The 11,089-nt window shown below is 67.3% G+C and carries 13 protein-coding genes; 5 read left to right on the top strand and 8 right to left on the bottom strand.

Features of this window, described 5'->3' with window-relative positions; all coding sequences use genetic code 11:
• The 3 genes from WD271_16570 to WD271_16560 all read left to right on the top strand — a co-directional run.
• Positions 1 to 265 (top strand): helix-turn-helix domain-containing protein (locus WD271_16570; protein MEX1009435.1); only part of this gene is annotated, 265 nt, incomplete at its 5' end.
• Positions 262 to 729, top strand: coding sequence for an SRPBCC family protein (locus tag WD271_16565; GenBank protein ID MEX1009434.1), 468 nt, complete (start codon positions 262 to 264; stop codon positions 727 to 729). The genes WD271_16570 and WD271_16565, both read left to right, overlap by 4 nt.
• Positions 726 to 1,520: an MmcQ/YjbR family DNA-binding protein gene (locus tag WD271_16560; protein ID MEX1009433.1), complete on the top strand. Its 795-nt coding sequence runs from the start codon at positions 726 to 728 to the stop codon at positions 1,518 to 1,520. Before WD271_16565 ends, WD271_16560 begins: the two co-directional genes overlap by 4 nt.
• 455 nt (positions 1,521 to 1,975) lie before the next feature.
• On the opposite strand, the gene WD271_16555 is transcribed toward WD271_16560, so the two are convergent.
• The 6 genes from WD271_16555 to WD271_16530 all read right to left on the bottom strand — a co-directional run bounded on the left by WD271_16555 (position 1,976) and on the right by WD271_16530 (position 6,909).
• Positions 1,976 to 2,209, bottom strand: coding sequence for an STAS/SEC14 domain-containing protein (locus WD271_16555; GenBank protein MEX1009432.1), 234 nt, complete (start codon positions 2,207 to 2,209; stop codon positions 1,976 to 1,978).
• 136 nt (positions 2,210 to 2,345) lie between these two features.
• Entirely contained in the window at positions 2,346 to 4,061 is a 1,716-nt protein-coding gene (locus tag WD271_16550; GenBank protein MEX1009431.1) for a chloride channel protein, read from the bottom strand.
• A gap of 54 nt (positions 4,062 to 4,115) precedes the next feature.
• Positions 4,116 to 4,532: a MarR family transcriptional regulator gene (locus tag WD271_16545; protein MEX1009430.1), complete on the bottom strand. Its 417-nt coding sequence runs from the start codon at positions 4,530 to 4,532 to the stop codon at positions 4,116 to 4,118.
• A 327-nt stretch (positions 4,533 to 4,859) separates the two neighbouring features.
• The gene (locus tag WD271_16540) at positions 4,860 to 5,174 is read right to left on the bottom strand and encodes a hypothetical protein (protein MEX1009429.1); all 315 of its coding nucleotides are present in this window, start codon (positions 5,172 to 5,174) and stop codon (positions 4,860 to 4,862) included.
• The gene (locus WD271_16535) at positions 5,171 to 5,350 is read right to left on the bottom strand and encodes a hypothetical protein (GenBank protein MEX1009428.1); all 180 of its coding nucleotides are present in this window, start codon (positions 5,348 to 5,350) and stop codon (positions 5,171 to 5,173) included. Before WD271_16535 ends, WD271_16540 begins: the two co-directional genes overlap by 4 nt.
• Entirely contained in the window at positions 5,332 to 6,909 is a 1,578-nt protein-coding gene (locus tag WD271_16530; GenBank protein ID MEX1009427.1) for a glycoside hydrolase family 15 protein, read from the bottom strand. The genes WD271_16535 and WD271_16530 overlap by 19 nt, the downstream gene beginning before the upstream one ends.
• Before the next feature lie 339 nt (positions 6,910 to 7,248).
• On the opposite strand from WD271_16530, the gene WD271_16525 reads away from it, so the two are divergent.
• Both WD271_16525 and WD271_16520 read left to right on the top strand, forming a co-directional pair.
• Positions 7,249 to 7,584 (top strand): hypothetical protein, encoded by a 336-nt coding sequence (locus WD271_16525; protein ID MEX1009426.1) that lies wholly within the window; start codon positions 7,249 to 7,251, stop codon positions 7,582 to 7,584.
• A gap of 39 nt (positions 7,585 to 7,623) precedes the next feature.
• The gene (locus WD271_16520; GenBank protein ID MEX1009425.1) at positions 7,624 to 8,337 is read left to right on the top strand and encodes a hypothetical protein; all 714 of its coding nucleotides are present in this window, start codon (positions 7,624 to 7,626) and stop codon (positions 8,335 to 8,337) included.
• 56 nt (positions 8,338 to 8,393) lie between these two features.
• Here the strand turns inward: WD271_16520 and WD271_16515 are convergent, their stop codons facing one another.
• Together WD271_16515 and WD271_16510 are read right to left on the bottom strand one after the other, a co-directional pair.
• On the bottom strand, positions 8,394 to 9,056 hold the full coding sequence (locus WD271_16515) for an NAD(P)H-hydrate epimerase (GenBank protein MEX1009424.1): 663 nt from the start codon (positions 9,054 to 9,056) through the stop codon (positions 8,394 to 8,396).
• Positions 9,057 to 9,085: 29 nt separating this feature from the next.
• Positions 9,086 to 11,089 carry a glycogen debranching N-terminal domain-containing protein gene (locus tag WD271_16510; protein ID MEX1009423.1) on the bottom strand — a complete coding sequence of 668 codons (2,004 nt, stop codon included), beginning with the start codon at positions 11,087 to 11,089 and terminating at the stop codon, positions 9,086 to 9,088.

Genomic DNA, 11,089 nt, shown 5'->3' with positions numbered 1-11,089 from the left:
CGACGAGGAGCGCAGCGCGTCCGAGCTCGCCGAGGTCGCCGGGTTGTCACCGTCGGCCGCGAGCCCGCACTTGAAACTCCTGCGCACGACGGGCCTCATGCACGTCCGCGTGGACGCGAAGCGGCGCCTCTACCACGTCGATCTGCAGCGGTTGGCCGAGGTTCGCGCCGCGTTGGACGAGCTGTGGGGCGACCGACTCGACTCGCTCAAGACGCGTGCCGAAGCGCAGGTGCCGACGCGCGGTCGGAAGCGAACGTCGGCGTGAAGCTGGTCGAGCAGCGGCTGTTCATCGACGCGCCGCCGGCGCGCGTGTACGCGTTGTTGACCGACGCCGAGCTGCTGACCGAATGGATGGCGCCCGTGGCGCAGGCCGATCCGAAAGCTGGAGGCGCGCTTTCCTGGACGCACAGCAGCGGCGACAGTGTCGTCGGCGCGTTCGTCGAGCTCGTGCCCGACCGGCGCGTCGTGTTCACCTTCGGCTGGGATCGCGCCGATGTCGGGATCGCACCCGGATCGACCACGGTCGAGATCGACCTGCGACCGCGCGACGCGGGCACCGAGCTTCGCCTCATACATCGCGGGCTCGCCGGACCGATGGCCGACGCGCACTCCGGCGGCTGGAGCAACTACCTGGCGCGGTTGGCCGCCGTCGCCGAAGGCCGAGACCCCGGCGTCGATCAACTCGCGGACCAGCGCGTCCCGACCGCCCACGAGCTCGGTCTGACATGACCGCACATGCCAACAGTCCCGAACAAGAGCGCTTCTGGGCGCTCGCGACACCGCTGCTCCAGCGGGCCGGCGTCACCCGCTCCACGATGATGGGCTTTCCCTGCCTGCGCCTCGACGGTGACTTCTTTGCCAGCTGCGATCACCGCACGGGCGAGCTCGTCGTCAAGCTCAACGAGGAACGAGCTTCTGCTCTCATCGATGCCGGCAAGGCGGAACCGTTCGCGCCCAGCGGGCGTCGCTTCCGCGAGTGGGTGACCGTCCCCCACCGACGCCACCGAAGCTGGCAGCCCCTCCTCGAGGAAGCCCTCGAGCTTGCCGCCGTCCGGCGCTCGGTCACACCAAAGTCCCAACGGAAGCGAGGACCTTCCCTCTCGGCAATGTTCAGTCTGCGCGAGAGTCTCCGGATGGGAGAGCGTGAATACGAGCGCGTGCGCGAGATTGCGCTCGCATTCCCCGGAGTGAACGAGCGGCTCAGCCACGGGGCACGCTGCTTCTTCATCCAAGACAGCCGGCCGCTCTGCTACTACCACGACGACCATCGCGGCGATGGCCGGATCTCGTTGTGGTGTCCCGCCCCGCCTGGCGTCGCCGAGGAACTCGTGGGCGCCGAACCGGACCGATTCTTCGAGCCGACCCCGTCGGCGAGTGGGACGTTCTCGGGGTGGCTCGGCGTGTTCCTCGACACGTCAGGCGCAAACAAGGTTGATTGGGACGAGATCGCCGCCATCATCGAGGATGCCTTCCGCCAGGTGGCGCCGAAGAATCTCATCGCCCAACTCGACCACGAGTGATCGGACGACGACACAACAGCCCGCCTCGAGCGGACCGCCCTCGGAACAAGCGAGGTGGAGCAGCGATGACCAAAAGCACGAACGAACCCGTAGCGGCGTTGTTGGAAGAAGCAGCCGAGGCGCATCACCGCGTGTACCGCATCACCGACGGTACCGATGAAGACTGGGCTTCGTGGTACGCGGACTGGTTGCTCACTCTCTCCGAGCTGCCCCAACTGCTGGGTACGCGACCGGTTCGGAGCCATCTGGTGCATGCACTGGTGCAACTCGACCGCGACCACACGCCGCTGACACCGATGAAGCCTGGCCGGACTTCTACGCCTGCCACCTCCGCGAAAGCTTCGGCTCCGCCTAGGAATGGTCCGCGCCCGCAGCGATCGTCCGGCTCTTCACCGACGCGCACGTCCAGTTCTGTGCCCTCTTCTCGACGACCGCGAGCGTCTCCTGGCGTGAGCTCAGCCGGTGATCCACGCAGTCGCGTCGGCCTCGTCGGCGAGATCGAAGGCCTTGACTTGGCCCGGGATGAGGTATCCGAGGATGTTCACGGCGTGTCGGATGCCTGACTGGTTCGAAACGACGGCGATTCGCTCCCATCGCGTGAGGTGCTCCATGCCCACCTTGCCGTCCTCCCACATCGCACCGCCGGAATACCCGGTGAAGTCACTGCCGAGAACGTAGAGGAGACGGATCTTGTCGTGTACCGCGAGTGCGTGCTCGCACGAGACGCTGTTTGTAGTCGTCGGAGGTGACTTCGCCCTTGGCTACGAAGCCCACGACGTTGTCGGGAAGCGTTGCAATCTGTTCGATCATGTGAGCTCCTTGTCGCTAGGGGTCGGCCTCGGCGTCGAGCCGGTCGAGGAGTCGTTCGATGTTGGCGATGTCGCGGATGGTCACAACGCCGGTGACGCGGCCGTCGTCGCTGATCGCGACGGCTCCGGCACCATGTTCGCGAATCATGTGCGCGATGTGCGCGACCGAGTCGGAAGCGCTTGCCGTGGGGACGTCGGTGCGGGCGACGTCGCGTGCAGTGCGATGCGACCATTCCGCGGGCGGGACCTTCGCGATGTCGGTGAGGGCGAGCAGGCCGAAGTAGCGGCCGTCGTCGACGACGGGAACCCAGCGACGGTTCTCGCGTGACATCTCGATGAGGCACTCGTCGAGGGGGCGATCGGCGGTGACCGTGTCGGGATTGGGTGACATGAGCGTCTCGACTGCAATCTGGTCAAGGGGGATGAGATTGGGGCGCCGTTCGTCGCGCTGGTGCGGGCTGAACGACCAGCGGCCCATCACGAGCTGGGATGCCGCGGCGGCGAGGAGGGCGGGAACGACGAAGCCGGGTTGGCCGGTTGCCTCGGCGACGAAGGAGACCCCGGCGAGCGGGGTCCGGTAGCCGGCGCCGAGGAACGCGGCGATGCCGACAGTCGGGAAGAGCCCCGGGTTGGGTGCGTGCACGACGGCTTGCACGACGTGTCCCGCGATCGCGCCTTGGGTCACGAGGGGGATGAACAGTCCGCCGACACCACCGCCGGCGACCGTGAACCAGGTGGCGGCGAATCGCACCAGGAAGAGTGCAACGAGCAGACCGAGCGCGGTCTCGTGGCGTTGCGCCCAGGCGATCGCCTCGTAACCAGATCCCAAGCTGAGCGGAGCGTCGAACCATTGGTGGGACACGAGCGCCAGCGCGAAGAGTGCCAGGCCCGCTCCCGCCACACGGATCGCGACCGGGATCGCGAGGTGCTTGGCGCGCGCGATCGCCCATGCCCCGACGCGCGCCAACGCGCCGCACAAGACGCCGACGGCGAAGCCGCCGAGGAGGTCGCGCAGATCGAACGCGGCGCCTCCGGAGATCTCGAAGATCCGGCCAGTACCGAGGAGTGCGACGAACGTGAGATACGACGTGCTCGCGCCGACGAGCGCCGGGAGCAGTGCCCGGCGAGCGAGGTCCTGGGTATATGGAACCTCGAGGGCGAAGACGATGCCCGTGAGCGGCGCGCGGAACACCGCCGCGATCCCGGCGGCTGCGCCGGCCACCATGAGCACCTTGGCGTCGTCTTGGCGGAAACGCTGCATGAATCGGCTCTCCGCCCATGAGCCGAGGGTCGCGCCGCTGAGGAGCGCAGGTCCTTCGTAGCCGAGCGCCCCGCCCGAGCCCAGGGTCGCGGCGCACTCCAGGAGCTTCGCCCAGAGATCCTGCACGCGGAGGGTTCCACCGCGTTCGTGATACGTGCGGACGTACGCGTCGGTCGTTGCCGTATCTCCATGTCCCGGCGCTCGCGCTACCAATACCGCGACGGTGAGCCCCAACGCAGGGATCGCGGCCGCCAGCGCCACCGGCTGTCGCAACACCCACGCGAACATGCCATCTCGCACGACTTTGTCGAACGCGGCGACGATGCAGCCGGTCGACACGCCGACCAGTGCCGCCAGGCCGAGCACGACGCGCAAACGAAGACCAACCTCGCGCAGATCGGGCCGCGCGACGCCGAACCGCTGTTGTGCGTGAGCGCGCCCGCGCTGCCACCATCGCCGCAGCGCGCTCACGCTTGGTCGCGCCCAGATGTCATGGACGCGTCGGCGCGGCGAGCGATCGCGGGATCATTCCTCGACCCATCCCAGCGACCAACCCTCGACTGGAGGCTCACCGGCAGCGTCACCAAAGGCGCGCAGCGCACGCACCATCGACGCCCGCTGCGATTTGGGAACACTCTTGACGATCCGCGCAATTTCCGTTCGCCGCCGCCGAGTCACCGAGTCCACGATGCGACGCCCCCGCGGCGTCAACGCGAGCACGATCTCGCGGCGATTCGTCCGCGGAACCTCGCGGCTGATCAGACCTTTGGCCACGAGACGATCACACATCCGCGTCGCGGTCGAAACATGCACGCCGAGAGCGTCGGCGAACGCACCCGGATTGAGCCCGCCGCGACTCGCGAGAACGATCAGAGCCCGAAACTGCGGCAGCGTCACATCACGGTCGACGTCGACAAGCGAACGTGCGGCGACCGCGACCAAGACCCGCGACGCACGCAACACCCCATCGACGACTTCGCCGATCTCGCTGCGATCCGTCCGCTTCCCAGAACCCGCTCGCACATCAGTACGGCCCACGGAGTTGCAGGCTACAACAGTTGCTGATACCAGCTCACGACCGGGTTACGACCGGCGTTGCGGGTAGGCCGAGCAGCATCTGCCCGCCGCTCGGCGCATGGCGACATGCAAGACCTACTCAAAGGGCGTATCACCGACGCCACGTTGTTGGTGTACCCGGGCGTCCCCACACGCCGCGGTGGGAAGACCCGCAGCGCTTCGCCGACATTTGTCGTGACGTGTCGGTTTGACCTACGGCGCCGCGTCGAGGTCCAGCTCCAGCTCGACAAGCTCGACCGCGCCGTCCGCTGCGAGTTGACCGACGACGGCGAACCGGCGGACCAACAGCCCGGCACCGATCAGCAAGCGGTATTGCGGTCGACCCGGGATCAGCTCGGGAAGCTCATCGAATCGGGCGGCAAAGACCTCGACGATTCGCAGGAGCTCGAACACCAGGAAGTCGTGGGCAGACGGCTCACCGCTGGGACCGCGCTCAGGACCGAGCTGAGCATCGAGATCCTCGAAGAACGTTGCTGTTGCACGAACGCTTCTGCGTTGCGCGGTCACGACTTCCGAGTGGCGTCACTCGCGGAGAGGCGCGCCTCGACCCGGGCGCGGACCTTCGCGAGGAACTCGGGTGGTACGTCGGCGAGGTCGGTGACGATGCTCGCGGCGAAGACTCGGTCTTGCTCCGCAGGCGGAAGTGCTTCGAACTCCTCAGCGGTCACGGCCTTTCGGTCCACGACGCGCAGTGTACCGGCGCCGTGAGACAGGTATGTCGGACGACCACTGGCTGGTCGGCCCCTTCGACCACGGCGCTCCGGTGTCGTGGCGACGAACGCAGCCGTCCCACCGCCTTCGCGGACAGCCTGGAGGATCTCCTGAAGTCAAACGCCCGAATCATGCAGCGCAGGGGTAGGAGCCAGCCGGCGGCGATCAGTTCGTCGAGACTGCGATTGAAGCGGTGCACATAGTCGCTGTGATCCTTGTACCACGCGTGTAGCCGTTCCTTCGGAAGCGGCTCTTCGGAACCGACGACTCCGAACGCTGGTGTTCCATCGGCGTTGCGAGGATTCGGGCAGTACGTCGCCCTTGGGACATCCACCTGGGCGCAACGAACGCCCCCGCGACTGATGTCGTCGAAGGAACCGACTGTGGTCGCGAGGAGACACGCCGCGCTGAGCAGCTCGCCGTACACGTCGAGTTGGGCTTGGTTCCACGCGCCGTTCCCGATGCGCACCGGGCGACTGTCGAGGAAGCCGTCGAGGTGCTCGAGTTCGTGCTCGGCGACGAGGCGCTCACCGCCCACGCCGTACAGAATTTGGAGCGCGCCACTGGATCGGAGGTGTCCACCGGCCGCGGTGGCGAGGAACCGGAAGAACTTTTCGGCTTCGTCGGGGCATGCCGCGACCCATAAGGCCTCGAGGGTGAGGCTGGCGTCGCGTACCCAACAAAACCGGTAGTCCCAGTTGCGCGGCCCGCCCGGCGTTTCGGGGAGCGACGTCGTGGGTGCGGCGATGACCGCACCGGTCGGCGCGTAGCTCAGCGCCTGGAGCACGCGGCCGCTGTGGCGGACGAGCTGCGCGTAGGGACCGTCGTAGGTCTGGTGGAGGCCCGACCATGACTGCCACGCCGCGATCGTCCGGTCGAGCAGCTCGGCGATCTCGGATTGGGTGAGCTGTCGGGTGGTGTCGTCGTCCCATGGTGATCCGAGCGCGAACGCGAAGTACAGCGTGTCGCCTGCTGCGACATCGACGGTGGCGGTGCAGTCACTGCCGTCGAGTTGCACTGGTACCCCGGTCGAGAGGACATATGAGCTGGGGCCGCCGCGGGTACGGAATCCGCTGCCGTCAGGCACGAGGAGCGGCGCGGTGAGCCCGTACTCCGGTCGTGCGGAAAGCTCGAACTCGACGGGGACGGTCCCTTCGATGCCGTCGATTCGGCGTGCCAGCACGTGCGGCGACGCGGTCCCGATCGCGTGGCCGTGCTCGTGCGGGCCGAGCGCCATCGCGTCGGTGACGGTGACGACGCCGCCCGCGCTGCGAACCGTTGTCCGCAGCACCATCGTGTCGGGGAGGTATGCCCGTTCGACAGCGACGGGGTCGCGCGGCCCGACCCGCCAGTGTCCGGCGCCGGTACCGAGAAGGCCCGCGAACACCGCGGGGGAGTCGAAACGAGGAAGACACGCCCAGTCGATCGATCCTTCGCGACTTACCAGCGCAGCGCCTTGACAGTCCGACAGCAGGGCGTAATCGGCGACGCGGGTCCGGGAACCTGCCACGTTGGCGTCGGGATCGTTCACACTCGCCACTGTCCCACGTTCAGATCCTTCCGGACGCCGTGACGGCTGTCTGGTGAGAGAACCCTGGCCGGGCACGTTGCCTTCCGACGTGCGCAGCGTCTCGTCTCGGAGCCGCACAACGCTGGTCCGATCGTGTGGCCCGAGACGCACGGCAGCGATGCGAATGGTGCGCAGTCGAACACTTCGGGACGGCCTTTTCGTGCCGCGCGGTTCCGTGGTTCGGCATGGAGCGGACACGACCGAGCGTGAATCGGTGACATTCGGTGAGCCGAGTCACGCTCCCGTGTTCGTTTCTGATCCGCCGAGCGGCGGACAGCCCTCGGGAGAAGGAGCATCGAAATGACCAGATCTGATCATCGGCTCGGGGTCACACCGGGCGGGCGAACCGTGGCGGCGTTGACGACCGTCGGCGTCCTCATCGTGATCGGGGCGTTCGTCGCGCTGGTCGTGGCCGGGATCGATGTGGCCGACACCTTGCCGGCCGCTGGTGACGTGGCGCGCGACACCGGAGTGTTCCGGGCGATCACCGCATGGGCGACGCCGTTGGGGTTGCTCGGCGTCGCGACGCTGTTCGCAGTCGCGATCCCCGCCGCCCTGGCCCGCGTTCGCGGCGGGATCGGTGAACGGCGTGACGCACTCGTCGAGTCGCTCCCGCGCCTCATCGCACAACGTTGAACATCAACATCCACTCCGACACGGAAGGAACGATCTGAGATGAGTACCAACACGAACATCGAACGTGCCGTTCGGTACACCGGTGACGACTGGGCGCAGAGCATGTCTCGACGTCTCGCCATCCCGATGCTGGTCATGGGGGTCATGACCGTCGCGGGCGCGCTCGCGGTGGGTGCCGTCGCCGGCGTCAACTTCGGCGACTTCTTCGGTGGGAGCGCCGCCGCGGATCTCGGTCGCGGCGAAGCACTCGTCCAACTCTCCGGCGCGATCGCGTTCTTGGGGATGGGTTTGATCCTCGCGGGCGTGGTCATGAGCCTCGTCAACATCGTGCGAACGTTGCGTGATGCGGGCCGGGGTGTGCAACAGGCGGTCGGTGCAGACGCCTACCAGCTGGCGAAGCCCTGGAGTGGCCGGTTCACGCCGTGGGTGATGATCATGGGCCTGATGATCGAGATGGCCGCGTTCGGTCTCGGGATCTTCGCGGCGACCTCGATCGGAGGTGTCGACCCTGCCGCGATCGCGAACGGCGCGAACGCACGGAGCGGCGACCTCGCCGACATCGGCGTCACGCGGGCGTTCTCGGCCTGGTTGCCGGGGTTACGTCTCTTCGGGATCGCGGTCCTGCTCGTCGGCGTGATCCTCGTCCTGACGACCATCCGGTCGGTGCTGCGTTTCCAGGCGCAGCGCGTCGATGAGCTCGCCGCAGACGGTCGGGTGACCGAGCAGCCGCTCGCCCCGGTCGCGGTCTCCTGACGCGAACCGGTGATCACGGTGGAGGGTCGGACCCGAAACGGTCCTGCCCTCCCCGTTCATGGTTCGAGGCGAACGACGGCGCCCTCAGTGAACAGTGCGGGGACGTCGATGCGCATCTCTCCGTAGAGATCTCGCGGCACGGAGATGTCGGCGACGTAGAGGGTTCCCGTTTGGACCGTGTCGACGAGCCCCTGTTTCGGGAGCGCGAGCGTGAGTGTCGCGGTCGCGCGAACGCACGGATCACCGATCCGTCCGGTGGTCGCGTCGAGCCCACTGGGGATGTCGAGCGACAGCACCGGCGAGGACCGCTCGTTCGCCCATCGGATGAGAGCGGCGGTTCGGCCGGCGGGATCGCCGCGGAGGCCGTACCCGACGAGCGCGTCGATGACGAGCGACGCCTCCCTCGGTTCGTCGTCGACCGCAATGACCATCCGTTGGGCGATCTCGACCTGGTGAGCCGTGACCGGGGAGAGGTCATCGTCGGCGTGTGACCGCGTGATCGCGATCCGTACCCCTCGGTTCGCGAGATGACGCGCCGCGACGATGCCACCGCCACCGTTTCCGCCGGGTCCGGCGAGCACGACCGCGTCGAGAGGATCAAAGAGCGCCACGGCGAGATCCGCGAGGTTGCGGCCCGCGTTTTCCATCATCTGCACGAGTTCGATATGGAAGTCCTCGATCATGCGGCGATCGACGTCACGCATCTGATCTGCGGTCACCGTCGGGACGTCGGCGAGCCGAACCGTGATCAGGTGACGTCCCAGCGTTGCGCTCGGCACGGGATCGCACGCAGCGCGACGCTGCCGTATGACGGCGCGAGATGCGCCTCGTGACGGAGCTCGCCGTCGATGACGTCGAGACCGAGCAGCGTCCGCAGCGCGAGCAGCGGCGTAGCCGCAGACCAGGCCTGAGGGCTCGACGCGGTCGGGTACTCCACCGCAATGACTGTGTCTTCACGTGAGAATCCGGCGAAGACTTCGGGCAACCGATGCGCGAAAGCCTCGGCCGTCTCGAAGAGGCCGAACGCCAGCGCCGAGGCGTCGTCGCGGAACCCGTAGCGTCGCAGCCCCTCGGCAATGATGGCAGTGTCGTGGGGCCACACAGTGCCGTTGTGGTACTCGAGCGGGTTGTACCCGGAGTCCCGCGTCGACATCGTTCGGATTCCCCACCCGCTGTGCAGCTCCGGGGCTCGGAGCGCACGCGCGACTGCCGGCGCGTGCTCGTCGGGCACGATACGGCTCCACAGGAGATGCCCGACGTTCGAAGTGAGCGCATCGACCTGTTGTTTGGCGCCGTCGAGCGCGAGTGCGTAGTGCCCACGTTCGGCGCACCAGAAGTCCCGATGGAACTGCTGTCGCAGTGCAGCAGCGTCGGCCTCGAGCCGGTCCGCGAGCCCCGCGTCGTCCCACACCTCGCGGGCCAAGCGGGCGGCGCGCACCCGAGCGTCGTACGCGTAACCCTGGATCTCGCAGGTCGCGATCGGAGGCTCGGCGCGACGGCCGTCGGCGAAGAGCACCGAGTTCCACGAGTCCTTCCAGCACTGGTTGGCGAGGCCCTTCGGTGATCGAGTCTGGTACTCGAGGTACCCGTCGCCGTCACGGTCTCCGGGACCTTCGATCCATGCCAGCGCCGCTCGTGCGGCGACCTCGAGACGCCGAACTCGTTCGGTGTCGCCGGTCCAGCGTTCGTATTCGTCGAGGAGGATCAAGAACAGGGGGGTGGCATCGTGCGAGCCGAAGTACGGACTGTGGGGGACCTCACCCAGTGTGGCGAGCTCCCCGCAACGCAACTCGTGGAGGATCTTGCCGGGTTCGGCGTCCCGGAACGCGTCGTCCTCGTGTGCTTGGAGGGCGGCGAGGGCATCGAGTGTGGCTGCCGCGAGTCTGGGTTGGAATGGCAACGCCATGTACGCGGTGATCAGGCTGTCGCGCCCGAACAACGCCATGAACCACGGCAGACCCGCAGCGGGCAGCGACCAGTCCATCTCTGCGAACGGCCGGAACCGCAAGGCCGCGAGGTCGAGCAGACTCTGCCGGTAGGTGGCGACCATGCCTGGGCGGTCGCTCTCGAGTCGCGGGGCGTCGTCAAGCCATTCCTGGAGTGTGAGCGGCATCAGCGGTTGGAGCGCACCAAAGCCGCCGTGTCCCGCACGCGGACCATGCTCGCGGTCCTCCGCGATGCAGCAGACGTCGATGCAGAGCCCCCATCGGCTCCGCGGTTCGAGCTCGAGCTCGAACCGCGCGGCGTGTTCGCCGAGCGAGCCGGGAAGGCTGAATACGAGTCGCGTTCCTCGTCGAAAGGCACCGTGGTCATACCAGAGCGTCACGGAACGGTCCGAGATCTCGGTGCTTCGTGTACCGCGCTTCGCGAGTTGGTCTTTGACCTCGAAAAGATCCGCGAAGTCCGCATCGAATCGCAGCTCGACGGTGACGCGGCATCGGGTGTCGCTGTGATTCTCGACGAACACGTCCTCGTGCACACCGTCGGCGACGATTCGATCACGCTGGACGGACACCGTCGGATTCACGCCGAGGCGCGCGTCCGCCAACGTCCCGAAGATCCGCGCCGAGTAGTAATCGATCACACGGCTCGTCAGAAGGTGCAGCGGCGCACCGTTCACGAGTAGCTGCCACTCCGACAAGTGGCGGGTGTCGGCGAAGAAGAACCCGTCCCCGCTCCGATTTGCCATGTCGCCCGCGCGGTCGGAGACGAAGAAGGTGCTGCCATCGAGAACCACGAGCTGCTCTGCCAT

This window comes from Acidimicrobiia bacterium, from assembly GCA_040880805.1.
GTDB lineage: Bacteria > Actinomycetota > Acidimicrobiia > IMCC26256 > DASPTH01 > DASPTH01.
The sequence above is the reverse complement of the archived record's forward strand: the minus strand, read 5'-3'. Positions and strand labels throughout refer to the sequence as shown.